Annotated in this window: 18 protein-coding genes; 4 read left to right on the top strand and 14 right to left on the bottom strand. The window is 58.7% G+C overall.

The features are described 5' to 3' along the window. A complete protein-coding gene (locus QZ268_RS12345; protein ID WP_295452969.1) occupies positions 1–720 on the top strand; it encodes a DnaA/Hda family protein in 720 nt (239 codons plus the stop codon). Between the two features lie 56 nt (positions 721–776). Next, the gene (locus tag QZ268_RS12340) at positions 777–2,321 is read left to right on the top strand and encodes a Ppx/GppA family phosphatase (protein WP_295452967.1); all 1,545 of its coding nucleotides are present in this window, start codon (positions 777–779) and stop codon (positions 2,319–2,321) included. A 59-nt stretch (positions 2,322–2,380) separates the two neighbouring features. On the opposite strand, the gene QZ268_RS12335 is transcribed toward QZ268_RS12340, so the two are convergent. The 4 genes from QZ268_RS12335 to QZ268_RS12320 all read right to left on the bottom strand — a co-directional run bounded on the left by QZ268_RS12335 (position 2,381) and on the right by QZ268_RS12320 (position 5,196). Further along, positions 2,381–2,785 carry a hypothetical protein gene (locus QZ268_RS12335; RefSeq protein ID WP_295452964.1) on the bottom strand — a complete coding sequence of 135 codons (405 nt, stop codon included), beginning with the start codon at positions 2,783–2,785 and terminating at the stop codon, positions 2,381–2,383. Positions 2,786–2,815: 30 nt separating this feature from the next. Beyond that, complete coding sequence (locus QZ268_RS12330) at positions 2,816–3,811, bottom strand: endonuclease/exonuclease/phosphatase family protein (RefSeq protein ID WP_295452961.1); 996 nt, start codon at positions 3,809–3,811, stop codon at positions 2,816–2,818. Next, positions 3,792–4,490 carry a molecular chaperone DjiA gene (locus QZ268_RS12325; protein ID WP_295452958.1) on the bottom strand — a complete coding sequence of 233 codons (699 nt, stop codon included), beginning with the start codon at positions 4,488–4,490 and terminating at the stop codon, positions 3,792–3,794. Before QZ268_RS12325 ends, QZ268_RS12330 begins: the two co-directional genes overlap by 20 nt. Positions 4,491–4,593: 103 nt before the next feature. Continuing rightward, positions 4,594–5,196, bottom strand: a complete 603-nt coding sequence (locus QZ268_RS12320) for a VOC family protein (protein ID WP_295452954.1) — start codon at positions 5,194–5,196, stop codon at positions 4,594–4,596. 263 nt (positions 5,197–5,459) lie between these two features. Between QZ268_RS12320 and QZ268_RS12315 the strand changes: the two genes are divergently transcribed. Beyond that, a complete protein-coding gene (locus tag QZ268_RS12315) occupies positions 5,460–5,927 on the top strand; it encodes a hypothetical protein (protein WP_295452952.1) in 468 nt (155 codons plus the stop codon). Between the two features lie 169 nt (positions 5,928–6,096). On the opposite strand, the gene scpA is transcribed toward QZ268_RS12315, so the two are convergent. Both scpA and QZ268_RS12305 read right to left on the bottom strand, forming a co-directional pair. Further along, complete coding sequence (scpA, locus tag QZ268_RS12310) at positions 6,097–8,226, bottom strand: methylmalonyl-CoA mutase (protein ID WP_295452950.1); 2,130 nt, start codon at positions 8,224–8,226, stop codon at positions 6,097–6,099. Continuing rightward, positions 8,189–9,124, bottom strand: a complete 936-nt coding sequence (locus tag QZ268_RS12305) for a hypothetical protein (protein WP_295452947.1) — start codon at positions 9,122–9,124, stop codon at positions 8,189–8,191. Before QZ268_RS12305 ends, scpA begins: the two co-directional genes overlap by 38 nt. 180 nt (positions 9,125–9,304) lie before the next feature. On the opposite strand from QZ268_RS12305, the gene QZ268_RS12300 reads away from it, so the two are divergent. Next, a complete protein-coding gene (locus tag QZ268_RS12300; RefSeq protein ID WP_295452944.1) occupies positions 9,305–9,751 on the top strand; it encodes a DUF4174 domain-containing protein in 447 nt (148 codons plus the stop codon). Positions 9,752–9,812: 61 nt separating this feature from the next. On the opposite strand, the gene QZ268_RS12295 is transcribed toward QZ268_RS12300, so the two are convergent. The 8 genes from QZ268_RS12295 to QZ268_RS12260 all read right to left on the bottom strand — a co-directional run bounded on the left by QZ268_RS12295 (position 9,813) and on the right by QZ268_RS12260 (position 16,661). Further along, entirely contained in the window at positions 9,813–10,313 is a 501-nt protein-coding gene (locus tag QZ268_RS12295) for a hypothetical protein (protein WP_295452941.1), read from the bottom strand. 186 nt (positions 10,314–10,499) lie between these two features. Further along, complete coding sequence (locus tag QZ268_RS12290; protein WP_295452938.1) at positions 10,500–12,551, bottom strand: acetyl/propionyl/methylcrotonyl-CoA carboxylase subunit alpha; 2,052 nt, start codon at positions 12,549–12,551, stop codon at positions 10,500–10,502. Between the two features lie 137 nt (positions 12,552–12,688). Next, entirely contained in the window at positions 12,689–12,892 is a 204-nt protein-coding gene (locus QZ268_RS12285; protein WP_295452935.1) for a hypothetical protein, read from the bottom strand. A gap of 280 nt (positions 12,893–13,172) precedes the next feature. Further along, positions 13,173–13,529: a hypothetical protein gene (locus tag QZ268_RS12280; RefSeq protein ID WP_295452933.1), complete on the bottom strand. Its 357-nt coding sequence runs from the start codon at positions 13,527–13,529 to the stop codon at positions 13,173–13,175. Between the two features lie 69 nt (positions 13,530–13,598). Beyond that, the gene (locus QZ268_RS12275; RefSeq protein ID WP_295452930.1) at positions 13,599–13,739 is read right to left on the bottom strand and encodes a hypothetical protein; all 141 of its coding nucleotides are present in this window, start codon (positions 13,737–13,739) and stop codon (positions 13,599–13,601) included. A gap of 214 nt (positions 13,740–13,953) precedes the next feature. Next, the gene (locus QZ268_RS12270; RefSeq protein ID WP_295452927.1) at positions 13,954–14,529 is read right to left on the bottom strand and encodes a DUF6497 family protein; all 576 of its coding nucleotides are present in this window, start codon (positions 14,527–14,529) and stop codon (positions 13,954–13,956) included. Then, entirely contained in the window at positions 14,526–14,945 is a 420-nt protein-coding gene (locus QZ268_RS12265; protein ID WP_295452924.1) for a hypothetical protein, read from the bottom strand. The genes QZ268_RS12270 and QZ268_RS12265 overlap by 4 nt, the downstream gene beginning before the upstream one ends. A gap of 183 nt (positions 14,946–15,128) precedes the next feature. Next, positions 15,129–16,661 carry an acyl-CoA carboxylase subunit beta gene (locus QZ268_RS12260; protein WP_295452921.1) on the bottom strand — a complete coding sequence of 511 codons (1,533 nt, stop codon included), beginning with the start codon at positions 16,659–16,661 and terminating at the stop codon, positions 15,129–15,131. Positions 16,662–16,708: the final 47 nt, after the last annotated feature.

The following is a 16,708-nucleotide window of genomic DNA, read 5'->3' as shown; positions in this document are numbered from 1 at the left end:
ATGGCCCAACAGCTGAGCTTTGATTTGCCCGCCAAAACGGCCCTGGGGCGGGATGACTTTTTTGTCGCCCCCTCCAATGCTATGGCTGTGGCCTTGTTGGACCCTTCCTTTCACTGGCCCAGCGGCAAACTGGTTCTGACCGGCCCTGCCGGCTCTGGCAAGACCCATCTCGCCCATGTCTGGGCCAGTCAGACCGGTGCCAAGATCCTGCAGGCCAGCAGCCTGCGGGAAGAGCAGGTGCCCAAATTGGCGCAGGCGCCGGTGGTGGTGGAAGATGTTCCGGCCATTGCTGGCAACCCAGAGGCCCAAAACGCCCTGTTCCACCTACACAATCTGGTTCTGTCCAATGGCCATGCGCTGATGTTGACGGGGCGGGCTGCGCCGAATCTTTGGCAACTGTCGCTGGCAGATCTGCAAAGCCGGGTGCAGGCCGCGACCCACGCCGAGCTGCAAGCCCCGGATGATGCGTTGCTTGCCGTGGTTCTGGCAAAACTGTTTAACGACAGGCAGGTAACGCCAAAACCTGATGTTATACCTTATCTGGTAGCCCATATGGATCGCTCATTTGCAGCTGCGGCTGTCATCGTAAAACAGCTTGATAGTCTGGCGCTCTCCGAAGGACGCACCCTGTCGCGCCCTCTTGCGGTCAGGCTGATGTCACAAGACCTTCCAAATGATCCGCTACAAGTAACCAAAAATGTAGCATATACCAGCGATTGACCCAAATCTGGGCATGGCCCATCGTGATAACACAAAGCAGAATTGATGAGGCGACCATGACCCCAGCCAAGGCCAGCTCCGCCCCCGATGGAGGCCCTTTTGGTCGCCCCGTTTTTGAAGACCCCAGCGCCCGCGCCCTATCGCGAGTCGGCGTGGTTGATGTCGGCTCCAACTCGGTTCGTATGGTGATCTTTGACGGCGCTGCACGTAGCCCGGCCTATTTCTACAACGAAAAGATCATGTGTGCCCTGGGCGCGGGCCTGTCAGAAACGGGCAAGCTGAACCCCAAGGGGCGCGTCCGGGCGCTGGCAGCGCTGCGCCGGTTCCAACATCTTGCCCAGGGCATGGGGCTGCCGGGCCTGTCAGTGGTGGCCACAGCCGCAGTGCGCGACGCCGAGGATGGCCCGGCGTTCTGCGAGGAAGTCCTGCAGGAAACCGGGCTGAAAATCTGGGTGATTGACGGGCGCGAAGAGGCCCGGCTGTCGGCCCAGGGTGTGTTGCTGGGCTGGCCCGGGTCTTATGGGCTGGTGTGCGATATTGGCGGCTCCTCGATGGAGCTGGCTGAAATCCACGATGGTGAGGTTGGAAAGCGTATGACCTCCTCGCTTGGGCCGCTGAAACTGCGTGACATCAAGGGCGGGCGTCGCGGGCGCAAGGCGCATATATCTGCGGTCATGAAGGAGCTGAGCACCGAAATGGGGCGGCAGACGGATCGCCTGTTTCTGGTCGGCGGCAGCTGGCGCGCCATTGCCCGTGTTGACATGATGCGGCGTGGCTATCCCCTACGGGTTTTGCATGAATACCGTATGACCGCGCGGGATGTCCGGGAAACCCTGAAATATATCGATACCAATGATATCGAAGATCTGCGCACCGCCTGTGGTATCTCTGCCGCGCGGATGTCGCTTGTGCCCTATGCCATCGACGTACTGTCGCGCCTGGTCAAAACCTTCAAGCCCAAGGATATTGCGGTGTCCAGTTATGGCATTCGCGAAGGCCTGCTCTATGAGCAGATGCCGCAGCGGCTGCGTAACCGGGACCCGCTGGTGGAATCCTGCCGCTTTGCCGAGTCCAAAGACGCGCGACTGCCAGGCTTTGGCAAAACGCTCTATGATTTTGTTCTGCCGCTGTTCAGCTCTGGCCCGCACGCCCAGAAGCGCCTGATCAAGGCCGCTTGCCTGCTGCATGACGTCAGTTGGCGCGCCCACCCGGATTATCGCGCCGAAGTCTGTTTTGATAATGCAACCCGCGCCAATCTTGGCGGCTTGAAACACTCTGAACGGATTTTTCTCGGCCTGGCCCTGCTGCATCGCTACCGCAACAAAAGACAGGGCACTGCCTTTGAGTATCTTTACGACCTTTTGGACGAAAAGGGCCAAAAAGAAGCTGAGATCCTAGGCAAGGCCATGCGTTTTGGCGCTATGCTGATGGTCAGCGAAGAGGGTGATATTGGCACGTTGAAATGGCAGCCCCGCAAACGTCATCTGTGTTTGGAACTGCCCCGCGCCTGTGAGGATCTGTTTGGTGAAGTGGCCGAGAGCCGTCTGAAATCGCTGGCTGAGGCCTTGGAGGCTGAGCTCAGCGTCAAGATCACCAAATAAGGTCGGCTGATGTGATCACATGGGAGCTCTGCTTTGGCAGCGACCGCATGTGCTATCGCTCACAGATCTGTGGACCCGTCGCCTGCCCCGTCAGCTGAGCCACCTTCAGGTGGCGTGCTGTCTGGTTCATCTGGTTTACGGCGAATGATGATATCGCCATTGGGCAAGATTTCCGGCGCCTCATAGCGGCTCCAGTCTTCGACTTTGCCCGCGATTTCTGTCAATGCCGGGCCCATTTCCGCCAGGAAGCTCTGCATTGAGGGGCCAATCTGAGACATCAGCCCTTCCAGCTCCTCCAGGGAAGGCGCCATTTCTTCGCGCAAGCCTTTCCAAAACAGCTCAGCCCCGCGCTCCATCAGGCTGGAGCCCCCACTGTCGCCATCCTGCGGGACACTGTCCTGGGCAACAAGCGGCGAGGCCATCAAAAAACTGGCGATCAGGGCGGGAGCGAAAATATGTTTCATGGGGTCAATATAGTCTCTCTGTGTAAAAAATTAAGTCAGCCCAAGGTCCAATGAGACCGGAAAATGATCAGACGCCGCCAATAGCGCCTCCCGCAGGGGAATGTCGCCATAACACTCGGCATCCTCAAACGGGTGCCAGATACGCCAGCGCGGTGCGTAGGCCTCCAACCCGTGGGAAATCATGATATAATCAAGAAGCGCACCAAAATAGCGCTTGGTTGCGGCGTTGTAAAACCGGGAGGTCGAGGGCTGCACAATCTCGCGCGGTTTCAGCAGACCTTGTGCATGGGGATCGGTCAGCTCTGTCCCCATGACGATCTCAACCGAGGATTTTCCAAACAGGCGCTCATATTCGTCCAGCCCTGGACCGTCATTGAGATCCCCCATGACAATCACATGTTCGCCGGCCTCGGTGTGGTCTGCGACACGCCGATGCAGCCAGATCGCCTGGGCCAGCTGCTTGCGCCGGTTGGCGATGGAGAGCCGCACCACGTCTTTGGCGTTTTCAGCCCCATGGGGGGCCTTTGATTTCAAATGCGCACCGATCAGGCGCAAAGTCATGCCCTCTTTGGTGTTGACCCGCAGTTCCAGCGGCGGCTTGGAAAACCGGACCCGGTCCATCCGGTCATCCACATCCAGATCAATATGAAAGCTATCATCAAAGCGTGGCGTGTCTTTGCTGACCTGGGGATCCACCTTCACGGTCAGCACCGTTGGATCATAGAGCAGCGCGATTTCTTGATGGGTGTCGGTGGCAAAACCGGAAACCGCAGTATCCGTGCGCAGGCCTGCCTCGGCGGCAAAGCGTTCCAACGCTCTTCTACAGCTCTGATTTCGCCCGGTGTTAGGCGCCTCCACGACCATAACCGCATCCGCATCCAGGCGTTGCAGCACATGGGCAATACCCCGGCCCTGGGTGTAGCGATCGACGCCATAGCGCCCAGAAGATTCACCATCGAGCATCAAATTGTCAGCATCGTCAAACAGATGCGCAAACCATTCGATATTATAGGTGACCAGGCGCATGTTTTTCACATCCGTTGATCTGATCCCAGGCGCGGTTGATATCTATCATGCGTTTTTCCGCCAGCCGCACGGCCTCTTCCGGTACTCCGCGCCCGATCATTGCATCCGGATGGGTGTCGCGCACCAGCTTGCGCCAATATTTGCGGATCTCCTCACGCGGCATATCCGGGGACACGCCAAGCACCGTATAGGGATCCTTGGGAGCATCCGGGACAAATCGCGCCCTAAGCGCCTGAAACTGCTGTGGTGTCTGGCCAAAGATCCGGCTCACATCCTCCAGAAACTCGTTTTCACCGGGATGATAAAAGCCATCTGCCATGGCGATATGGAACAGCCCCTCCATCAGATCACACAGGGTGCTGCTGTCCGAGGCAAACATCCGTTGGATACGCGCCGCATAGTCCTGATATCCGGCAATATCTGTCCGAGCCATATCAAAGACCCGCGCCGCGCCGGCCTCGTCGTTTTGGGCGATCTGGAACACTTCGCGAAAGGCGGTGACCTCATCCCGAGTGACCTGGCCGTCTGCCTTTGCCATTTTGGCGCCCAGAGCCACCACCGCAATGGCAAAGGCTACCGATCGCTCGGGCGGGGTGCGCAGGCGGTCAAAAACATCCGCAAGGCTTTCGCCCTTTCCAAGCGCAGACAGCGCATCTGAGATTCGGGACCAAAGAGTCATATCAATACCTTAGCTGGAAACCCAGCCGATGTCAGTGCTGCCACGCGTTGCCGCTGCACACCGCGGCGGGCAACTGGCAAATCACCGCCGGTAGCGTCTGATTTCAGCGCAGATGGCGGCGCCCGTGGGGCGTGTCAAACTCAGCCTCAAACCCCATCGGACCGGTCTCAAAACTGATCCGCGGATCAGACATGGGCATCACCTCTTGCAAAGCGCCCGCCTCGGGGTGGGAAATCACCAGGTGGTGCAGCCGACAGCCCTGCTGCTGCAGACTGGGCGCCGGATGGGCAGAATGCCACTCAATCAGTGCTGGAAACATATTGTCATAGGGCAGAATCCCGTCCGCCGGCACCGCCATATCCCACTTCAGATCGCCCCGCGTCAGCGAAACAGGCTCCCCTGCCCCCTTTGGCAGCCCGGCCAGTTGTGCGGGCAGATCGGTGCAGCGGCAAATCCAGTTGCTGATCCGGGGCGCCCCGGTAAACCGGTCCAGATCAAACCAGCAGGGCCGCCGCTGTGGGGTGGCAGATGGATCAATGGCGATGGCTTCAAGATAAAGCCCATCCGCCAGCCCAAGCAGGTAATTATGGGTGCCAAACATCGCATGTTGCCCGCCTGGCTGCAGCGCCACGCCAAGCGCCTCTTCCACGTGAACCCGCGCCTCTTCCAGAGTTGCGCCTGCGACGGCCAGGTGATCCAGTTCCATCATGCTCTCCTATTTTGGCCACACCCTAGCCGGCCCCTTGCGACATTCAAGCGCAAAGCTGAGGAGGTGATCACTGGCAGACATTCATAGTTTGGAAACCATAAGGTACTGCCAGCGCTTGAATTATGGCCTGCCCCCTATGAAATTAAGGAAACTTTGGGCATGGCGCGGGCTTCAGATAATGAGGCCCCTTCTTCCATGTCCGTGTCAAAAGCGCGCCAGGACACCTGGTGCCGTGTGAACGAGGTATAGGAGGTCATCTGATGCTGATCCAAGGTTCAATGAGCCAGGAACTACTGTCGAGCCTGAATAGGAAATCGACAAAGATGAATGGTGAGCAAGCAGAAAAGCTCGCAGCCTTTCTGTCCAGTTTCGAGCCTGACAAGCTATTGGACGCCAATGCCCGCACAATGCTCATTCAGGTCAAAGACCCGGACCTGGGCAGCGGAAAAAATCTTGACGCAGCCTTGGCGGGGTCAGGCAGCGCGGCAGCCGAGCGGGCAGCCCAATCCGGAGCCGATGCGGCCTTGCGCGCGGACCGCCCGCTGCCGCCACAGGAAAGGCAGGGGATTTCGACCGTTGACGACGAAATTGTCGAGCTGATCGCCGCCACCGTTGAGGCCTATGATTCAACCAGTGAAGACGCGTTGAGTTTAGGCGACACCGTTTTGGCCGCCTTGGAAGAGGCGGGCTATGATAAGTCACAACCGGCCATCGATTTTTACGCGTGAGGGGCTGAAACGGCTGCGCACACCAGATCCAGGCCAGTGCAAGGCCGCGCTCCAAAACCGGTTTAAGGCTGCAACACATATGGGCGCAGGAAGACCCGCGCCCATAGATCTGATGACCAGAATATCCGGCGGATCCAGTCTATGACCGGATCTGCACCTGTGTCTTTGCTCAGCTGCGGGCTTCGCGGATCAGTTTCAGGACATCCTGCGCCGCTTCGGGGATGTTGGTGCCGGGGCCAAAGATCGCTTTGACGCCGTTGTCATAAAGGTACTGGTAGTCCTGTTGCGGAATAACTCCGCCGCAGATCACCAGAATATCCTCGGCGCCCTGCTCTTTCAGTTCCTTTACCAGCTGCGGTGCCAGGGTTTTGTGACCTGCCGCCTGGGATGAGATACCGATAACATGCACATCATTGTCGATGGCATCCTGCGCCGCCTCGGCGGGGGTCTGAAACAGTGGACCTACGTCCACATCAAACCCGATATCGGCAAAGGCTGTGGCGATTACCTTGGCGCCCCGGTCATGCCCGTCCTGGCCCATCTTGACCACCAGAAGACGCGGACGACGCCCTTCTTCTTCGGCAAAGGCTTCGATGCTTTTCTGGATCTCGGCAAAGCCTTCGTCGCCCTCATAAGCCGCGCCATAAACCCCCGCCAGAGTTTTCACCTCGGCGCGGTGACGGCCAAATTCTTTTTCCATCGCCATGCTGATTTCTCCAACTGAGGCCCGCATCCGCGCCGCTTCGACAGCAGCTTCCAGCAGGTTGCCGCCATTTTTGGCACGATTGGTCAACTCATCCAACGCAGCCTGACAGGCCGCCTCGTCGCGCTCGTCGCGCATTTTCTGCAAACGGGCAATCTGGCTTTCGCGCACGGCCACGTTATCCACGTCCAGGATGTCGATCGGGTCTTCTTTTTCCTTGCGGTATTTGTTGACGCCGACAATCACCTCTTCGCCGCGGTCGATCATTGCCTGACGACGGGCGGCGCTTTCCTCGATGCGCAGCTTGGGCATGCCAGAGGCCACGGCCTTGGTCATGCCACCCATTTCCTCAACCTCCGACATCAGCGCCCAGGCCTTGTCGATCAGCTCGTTTGTCAGGCTTTCCACATAGTAAGAGCCGGCCAGCGGGTCGACCACATTGGTAACACCGGTTTCTTCCTGCAACACCAGCTGGGTGTTACGGGCAATACGCGCCGAGAATTCGGTGGGCAGCGCGATGGCTTCGTCCAGCGCATTAGTGTGCAGCGACTGGGTGCCGCCCAAAACCGCCGACATCGCCTCATAGGCGGTGCGGATCACGTTGTTATAGGGGTCTTGTTCCTGCAGGGACACGCCCGAGGTCTGGCAGTGGGTGCGCAGCATCTTGGACCGGTCGGACTTGGCGTCAAATTCGGTCATGACGCGATGCCACAGGGTGCGCGCCGCGCGCAGTTTGGCGATTTCCATGAAGAAGTTGGTGCCAATGGCAAAGAAAAAGCTGAGACGGCCGGCAAATTTATCCACATCCATACCCGCCTCGGTGGCGGCGCGGACATATTCGCGACCATCAGCCAGCGTATAGGCCAGCTCCTGCACCAGATTGGCACCGGCTTCCTGCATGTGGTAGCCGGAAATCGAGATCGAGTTGAACTTGGGCATCTCATTGGAAGTGTATTCAATGATATCCGAGATGATCTTCATCGAAGGCTCTGGCGGATAGACATAGGTGTTTCGCACCATGAATTCCTTCAGAATATCGTTCTGAATGGTGCCCGCCAGCAGTGCCTTGTCATGGCCCTGCTCTTCGCCCGCCACGATGAAGCTCGCCAGGATCGGGATCACCGCGCCGTTCATGGTCATCGACACCGAAACCTTGTCGAGCGGGATACCGTCAAACAGGATCTTCATGTCCTCAACAGAATCGATGGCAACGCCAGCCTTGCCCACATCGCCCACAACCCGTTCGTGATCGCTGTCATAGCCCCGGTGGGTGGCCAGATCGAAGGCCACGGAAACCCCCTGCTGGCCCGCTTCCAGATTGCGGCGGTAAAAAGCGTTGCTCTCTTCGGCGGTGGAAAAGCCCGCATATTGCCGAATGGTCCAAGGGCGGCCTGCATACATCGTGGCCTTGACGCCACGGGTAAAAGGGCCAAAGCCGGGCAGCGTGCCCATATGCGGCAGCTCGGCGGTGTCTTCAGCCGTATACAGCGGCTTGACCTCAATACCTTCCAGTGTCTTCCAGGTCAGGTCTTCGAGTGGGCGGCCACGGAGCTCTTTTTCAGCCAGAGCCCGCCAATCGTCTGTCTTGCTTGTCATGGGGTCTTCCTCTTGTCATATCTGTTTGGGGCAGGTTTAGTCCTGCCGCCTGGTGTTCTGGATCCTGGACCAGCTGCGCCAGCCCATCGGCGCCGGCAGTCAGCCACATCAGATCATCTGAATAATTCTCGCGCAGCATAGCGCTTTGGGTCTCGTCAAAGGGGCGCCAGCGCCCCTCTCCTTCGGGCAGCTCAAGGGCTGTGTTTGTCAGCACATGGGCCCGCAGATCTTCCAGCCGCAAGGAGGCGTTGAGCCGCACCCGTGCATGGTTGCGCGGGGCTTCGCAGTTGCTCAGCAGTTGCAGTTGCAGTTCAGGGCGGCCACAAAAGATCTCAAAGGGCAGGACCTGGATCTCCACCCCGGGCATGGCGCAGGCGATATCGGAAATAACATCGCGCCAGCTGCGGCTGCTCTCGGCAAGGTTTTGCAATTGCAAATGCGACGGGACGCGGTGCCCCCGGGTGACCGCATAGGTCAGGGCAGAGGTCCAGTAGCTTTCCAGGCTGCGAATATTGAGCGCCACAGAAGAAATCTGGCCATCAAAGGCTTCGGCGTAGCGTGCCAGCCGCTCCCCGACGCCACTATAAAGCCCGCCGAGCCGCAGATTTGTGCGGGTGCTGCCGATGAGGTTTTCATCACTGACAATAAGTTGCTGAATGCCGCGCTCCCGGCTGTGGTTCAGGTTCATCCTGATCCGCCCCTGCGCCCGTTTTGCCAGCGCTGTGGAATTCACCACCGAAGGTGTGGGCAAGACCCCGTGCAGCAAGCCATTGCGGGTGCGTCGTGGTCCCCAAAACCCTATCCCTTGCGTTTCAAGCTCTGCTGCATTCTGGCGCAGGTATTCCTGAAAAGAGGTGGTGGCACAGCGGTGTGCCCCAAGATGAAGACAGGTTTGCATCGCATTTCCAATTCTTTGGACGGGAGGCGCGTTCCGCACCTCTGAAAAGGGAGACTGCGCGATCATTGTCCACAGACCCTCTCAAAGCGATTAACAAGCGTGGTTTTTTTTCTGCAAACAGGCCGATTGCCCATCGCATTTATGCGCCATGCGCATATATTGAGGCCAACAGGAGAGATTATGAAACCAATCCTAGCCCTTGTTTTGTCGAGTTTTCTTCCGCTTACCCTAGCTGTAGCAGCCCAAGCTTCAGAGCCTGAGCCCCCCACGCTTGTGCAGCCCGGAGAAGAGGTCGATCTGTCCAGTTTTCTGTGGCACAAGCGCCCAATTGTTGTCTTTGCCGACAGCCCGGAAGACCCCCGGTTCAAAGAGCAAATGATCCTGTTGACCAGCGAGGCAGCGGCCTTACTGGAGCGCGATGTCGTGGTCCTGACCGATACCACCCCAAAACCCACCTCGGCGCTGCGCAAGCAACTGCGCCCGCGTGGGTTCATGCTGGTCCTGGTGGGCAAGGACGGAGGCGTGAAGCTGCGCAAACCACATCCCTGGACAGTCCGCGAGCTGTCGCGCACCATCGACAAGTTCCAGGACCGTCTGCGAGAGGTCGAAGATCGGCGCGAGAACTGAGAGCCATTCGCGCGCCAGCCGCGCCTTTTACGCATGGGAGTTTGCGCGTTTGGCCAGGGGTTTAGCCGTTGCTGCGCACGTAGATCACTGCCTTGGCCTGTGAATCCACAATCATTACGCCGTGCCCTTCGGGGATAAAGGCCATGCGCGAGCTGGGGTTCATAATCGCCTGATGGTAGATGGATTTCACCAGCTCGCTCATGCAGTTGACCCCGGCCAGGCCGGAGTTGAGCACGCTGATCCCATGGGGCAGATCGCGCGACATGATCGCTTCGACCAGCGCATTGGGGGATTTGTCGCCAACCTTGAACACCACCGGCTGCCCATCGGCCAGCATCTTGAGCCCGGTATCCACCGAACGCGCGGCGCCAAGCAGCGACGAGATGCGTGGGCTGTCGGTGTGAAACACTGCCGCCGTGCAGGTGCCGTTGGATTTGAAGAAATAGGTATCGCCCAGTGTGACCCATTCGGAGAGCTGAACACGCAGCTCTTCTTCCTTGTCCAGCGCGCAGCCTGACAGAAGAAACAAAGCCGAAATCAACGTTACTGCCAGTCGAAACATGTGCCACCCTGCGATAAACCAATGGGATTGATCTCGCACAGAGGTCTGAAGATTTGGTGCATGCACCTGCATTGCATGTGGAAAAAGCAGGCTCAGCGCGACCCGAAGGTCGCAACTGACACCGGAATTTCGCGGCCAGAGCACCCTGCCCCGCCCGTGAAATCCGGCTTATGCCTGCTTCTGTGATCACCCCTCAAATTCCATGATCACTTCGTCAACCGCCAGGCTGTCGCCTGCACTTGCGTTGATCTTGGCAATCACGCCTTTCTTTTCGGCGCGCAGAATGTTTTCCATCTTCATCGCTTCAACCGAACACAGGGCCTGGCCTTCCTGGACTTCGTCGCCAACCTCGACATCGATTTTCACCACCAGACCGGGCATCGGGCAGAGCAGCAGTTTCGACGTATCAGGCGCCACTTTTTCCGGCATCAGTTCGGCCAGTTCCGCCTGACGCTTCGTGCGCACATGCACTTTGATATCAGCACCACGGGACCGGATACGGAAGCCACCCGAAATCTTGCCCACTTTCAGCACCAGCGGGGTGCCATCCACATCGATTGTCGCCAGCTGATCCCCTGGCGTCCAATCGCTGGCGATGCGCATGGCCGCGCCATCCTGGAAGGTGACCGTGGCCCCCAACTGGTCGGCCTCAATGCTGACCGGGAAGTTCTGTCCCTGCAGGGTAACAACCCAGTCGCTGCCAACCCGGCGCTCGTGATTGTCCATCCGGCCAGACACCCGCGTGCGGCGGATTTCGGCAACCCGGTGCATCGCAGCCGCCGAGGCCGCAATCCGGCGCAGCGCCTCTTCGGGCAGATCAACACCAACAAAACCTTCGGGATACTGTTCTTCGATAAAGGCGGTGGTCATGGCGCCCTCAATGAAGATCGGGTGATCCATCACCGCCGACAGGAAAGGCAGGTTGTGGCCAATACCTTCGACCTCAAACCCGTCCAGCGCGTTGCGCATTGCTTCGATCGCCTGATCGCGGGTGGGTGCCCAGGTGCAAAGCTTGGCGATCATCGGGTCATAATACATCGAGATTTCGCCGCCCTCATAGACGCCGGTATCATTGCGCACCGCGATGCCCGCGCCCGCAGGTGCATCGCCCTGCCATTTGCCATTGTCCAACAGCGGACCACCCGACAGCTCAGCCGGGGGACGATAGCGGGTCAGACGGCCAATCGAGGGCAGAAAGCCCCGATAGGGATCTTCGGCATAAAGACGGTTTTCAATCGCCCAGCCATTCAGCTGCACGTCGTCCTGCGAAATCGTCAGCGGCTCACCATTGGCGACCCGGATCATCTGTTCCACCAGATCGACACCGGTGATCAGCTCAGTCACCGGGTGTTCAACCTGCAAACGGGTATTCATTTCCAGGAAGTAGAAGTTCTTATCGCCGTCCACGATGAATTCCACTGTCCCGGCAGAGGCATAATCCACCGCCTGCGCCAGGGCGACAGCCTGCTCCCCCATGGCCTTGCGGGTGGCTTCATCCAGGAAGGGGCTTGGCGCTTCTTCCACAACCTTCTGCTGGCGACGCTGGATCGAACATTCGCGCTCGCCCAGGTAGATGCCATTGCCATGGGCATCGCAAAGCACCTGAATTTCGATATGGCGCGGTTGCGTCACAAATTTCTCGATAAAGATCCGGTCATCACCAAAGGAACTCGCCGCCTCGTTCTTGGAAGACTGAAAGCCTTCGCGGGCCTCTTCGTCGTTCCAGGCAATCCGCATGCCTTTGCCGCCACCGCCAGCTGAGGCCTTGAGCATCACCGGATAGCCGATCTCGCGCGAGATCTTTACCGCCTCATCGGCGTCTTCGATCAGGCCCATGTGACCAGGAACTGTGGAAACACCCGCTTCCTTGGCGATTTTCTTCGAGGTGATTTTATCACCCATCTTTTCAATGGCCCCCACAGGCGGGCCAACAAAGGCAACACCCTCGGCCGCCAGGGCTTCAGCGAACTTGGAGTTTTCCGACAAGAAACCATAGCCAGGATGAACCGCCTGAGCGCCGGTTGCGCGAATGGCCTCCATCACCTTATCGATAACAATATAGGACTGATTGGCAGGGGGGGGGCCGATATGAACCGCCTCATCGGCCATTTGCACATGCAGGGCCTGCTTATCCGCATCCGAATAGATGGCAACGGTTTTGATACCCATCTTGCGGGCGGTCTTGATAACACGGCAGGCGATCTCGCCCCGGTTCGCGATCAGGATCTTTTCAAACATTGGCAGTCCCTTGTTCTTTTGTATGCCGAAATGCAAAACGCCGCAGGCGAGCTCTGGGCTCGCCGGCGGCGCTTGCGTGAGTATCTGCTGTCGCCCGAAGGGGCTGACAGATCAGTGAAACTGGTGCTGTAGTCGCCCTAGCAACGGCCAGGGTTTTCCTTGCAATAGATAAGATTGGCCGCTGTACCGACGGCCGCACCGGTGAGCAAATGCCCCCCCAGCAAAGCCGATCCGACGGCCCCGGCACCGGCGCCAAAGGCGACTTGTTCGCCGGTGGTGTCGCCACAGGCTGACAGGGCTGTGCAAAGCCCCAACGCAGATGTGAAAAGGATTGCCCGCATAGTATTTTAACTCCTTTTTGTGGAGAGCGCTGCTCTCTTCTCCAACAAGCAGTTGTCGGGCCAGCGGGCAACAAATCAGTGTGTGAGCCGCAAAAATGAGCAGCCCTGCGCCCAAAGGTGCTGCGCGCTCGGCGGGCTTTCGCCACTGGCGCCGCCCTGCCCGCACCGCGAGCCTGTTCAGCAGGGTTAAACAACGGGGCGAAGCCCACAATCCGACCGACGACAACAGTGCCCATGCCCCGCCCCCGCTGGTCGCCTGCGCCTGGCTTCGCCCCGCGCATCACAGGCTTTTCCCCTCAAAGGCTTCCGGAAAGGACCGCTGAGCCAGCTCTACATCAAGAACCAGAAGAGCCTCATAGGAAGCCGGATCAAAGGGATCTTCTGCGGGGAGAACTTCACGGCCAAAAAGCCAGCTCAATCGGCCCGCATCCAGGTTGCCCCGTTCAAAGGGCTGGTCGCCAAACTGCTGCAACAAAGCCTGCATAAAGGCGGCATCAGCACGCCGGTCTGCCGGTTTGCGATCCCGGAACCGTTCGCGTTTGGTCAGCTCGGTCACCCCTTTGGGATTGGGGCGACGAACGACAAATTGAAAATCTGTTCCCGGCAGACGGCCAGGAAACCCTCGGTGCTTTAGCATGATGGTGCCTCCGATCCGGCACCCCGAGGGACGGCTGGGGCCGGCCACAGGGCCGGACCCCATGTGTCGTTACTTGTATTTTCCGGTGTATACTGGCTCAACCGAGATGGGTTCGGGATCGACCACAACGAACTCTTCTTCACGGTTACCACAGGCGGCAACCATCGCCAGCAGACCTGCCAGCGTGATAAACTTGATGCTCTTGGACATTTCTGTCTCCTGAATGTGTTTAAGAGACCGCCAGGACCTGCAGCGCTGTCCAGCCTCAACCTCAATTTGCGAAGGGTACTGTGACCATTCGCGCCAAGAATAGCCCGATTACCGGGTGAATCACATCGAAAACCATCCCGAACAGGGGGCTGTGGCCGCAAAGCCGCAAAACACCGCCCATCGCAAGAGTGCGCCGCAAGATGTTGTAGAGACATCAAAAAGCCTCCCAAATGCAGCGACCTTCACCAGGACGATAGGCTTCAAAAAACTGGGTTGCGTCGGGATCCGGAGTGCCAAATTCTACCGGGCGGTCCGAAAAGGAGATCACCACCATGCTGGGGGACAGGGCATGCTGGGCCAAATAGTCCAGCGCCAGCGAGTCGCACAGATAGTCCATATCCGCAGCGCTGCGCTGGAAATCCGCGCCCGCTTCTACGCCCGCTTCTGCCCCCTCCGGCGCCTGACGCGAAATTCCGGGCACAACAAACCGGAACCGCGCCCAAAGCGCACCAGGACTGTCGTCCAGCAAGACTTCCGACAACAGCACCTGCTGCCCCGAGGGCACCGTCACAGGCACAAAGGCCCCAGAAAGCGCGGCCTCCTCAGCCTCAAGGATCTGAGCCGCAAGCAGCAGACAAAGGCCACCGCCAAAAAAGACCTTTTGTACAGGGGGAAACAGCCAATCACCAAATCCGCAACCCCACCCCCCAATGACTTGGGCTCCTCCGGGCGGGGCTGCTGGCGCTGCGCCACTGGCGCGCGCTGTCTGGTATTGGTGCTGGCAGATCATTGTCCAGTCTCGGCCTCTTTGTCAAACCCTGTTGTAGATTTGTGCAGTTTTACTTCTGATTGCGCGCTCTTTAAGCGCTTCTTGTCTCGCCTTGCATGTCGCAGCCAACGGCTGCGCTTTGCCTCATCCTCCAGTACCGCCTTGATTTCAGAGGCCAAGTTACCCGGAACCCGCCCAGCCACACGACCACCCGCTGTGACCAGCAAGCCATCGCCCTGCTCTTCGACCTTCACCACTGGAGAAAAGCCCCGCACGGCCTGAACCGCCCGCCACATGTCTTGGCGGATCTGCTGCGCCAGTCGCAGCGGCTCCGCTGGAGGTAACACCACGGACACGGCGACATCAAAGCGCGGCGGGACTTGGCGCGCCACTGTCAAAGAGCCCTCTTCGCGAAAGATATGCCACTTGCCGCGCATCACGTTGCGCCAAGCCCACAAACCGCAAGCAGACCACCAGCTTCGAGCGCGCCGCAAACCACAGCTGACACCGTGCACGCCTGATCTTTCCGAAGCCCTGTCATTGCCTCACGCTTTCCTTTTCATCTTTCCAAAAATACCTTCGGGGGTGCGGGGGCAGACAGCCCCCGCGACAACACCCGCTCAAAGCGGAATGTTGTCGTGCTTTTTCCACGGGTTTTTCAGTGACTTGCCCCGCAGGGAGGCAAACGCACGCGACACCCGGCGGCGGGTGGATTTGGGCTGGATCACCTCGTCAATAAAGCCCCGCTCGGCTGCCACAAAAGGATTGGCAAACCGGTCCTCATAGTCTGCTGTATGGGCCGCGATCTTTTCCGCATTGCCCAGATCGGCGCGGTGAATGATCTCGGTGGCACCCTTGGCGCCCATCACCGCAATTTCCGCCGTGGGCCAGGCATAGTTGAAATCGCCGCGCAGGTGCTTGGAGGCCATAACGTCATAGGCGCCGCCATAGGCCTTACGGGTGATCACAGTGACCTTTGGTACCGTGGCTTCGCCGTAGGCGAACAGCAGCTTGGCACCATGTTTGATCACACCGCCATATTCCTGGCTTGTGCCAGGCAGGAAGCCAGGAACATCCACCAGGGTCAGGATTGGAATTTCAAAGCAATCACAGAAACGCACAAACCGCGCTGCCTTGCGCGAGCTGTCGATATCAAGGCAGCCCGCCAGCACCATTGGCTGGTTGGCAACCACACCCACGGTCTGGCCTTCAAGGCGGATAAAGCCGGTGATGATGTTTTTGGCGTAGTCTTCCTGAATCTCGTAGAAATCCCCCTCATCCGCCACTTTGGTAATCAGCTCTTTCATATCGTAGGGCGAATTGGGGTTCGCCGGGATCAGCGTATCCAGGCTGTCCTCGATCCGACCGGGTTCATCAAAGAAGGGCCGCACCGGCGGCTTTTCACGATTGTTGAGCGGCAGAAAGTCAACCAGGCGGCGGACCTCGGCCAGGGCCTCGACATCGTTTTCAAAGGCCGCATCAGCGACAGAGGACTTTTTGGTATGGGTGGACGCCCCGCCCAGCTCCTCGGCGGTGACGACCTCATTGGTGACAGTCTTGACCACATCCGGGCCGGTCACAAACATGTAAGAGGTGTCTTTCACCATAAAGATAAAATCAGTCATCGCGGGCGAATAGACCGCACCACCGGCGCAGGGCCCCATGATTACCGAGATCTGCGGCACAACGCCGCTGGCCATGATGTTGCGCTGAAACACTTCAGCATAGCCTGCCAGCGAGTCGACACCTTCCTGGATCCGGGCACCCCCAGAATCATTCAAACCGATGATGGGCGCGCCGTTCTGAATGGCCATATCCTGGATCTTGCAAATCTTTTGCGCATGGGTTGCGGACAGGGATCCGCCAAAGACCGTGAAATCCTGGCTAAACAGATAGACCATGCGCCCGTTAATGGTGCCCCAGCCGGTGATGACACCATCCCCCGCAGGCTTTTGTTCTTCCATGCCAAAATCGGTGCAGCGGTGCGACACAAACATGTCGAACTCTTCAAAACTGCCCTCATCCAGCAGAAGCTCGATCCGCTCGCGTGCTGTCAGCTTGCCACGCCCGTGTTGCGCGTCAATGCGGCGCTGGCCGCCACCAAGTCGCGCGGCATCGCGACGGTCTTCCAGCTCGGACAGAATATCTTTCATGGCACAGATCCCCATATAGAATTTGCCGCAGACTACCGCCGAGAGGC

Origin of the sequence: uncultured Pseudophaeobacter sp. (assembly GCA_905479575.1) — a bacterium.
Taxonomy (GTDB): Bacteria; Pseudomonadota; Alphaproteobacteria; order Rhodobacterales; family Rhodobacteraceae; genus Pseudophaeobacter.
The sequence above is the reverse complement of the archived record's forward strand: the minus strand, read 5'-3'. Positions and strand labels throughout refer to the sequence as shown.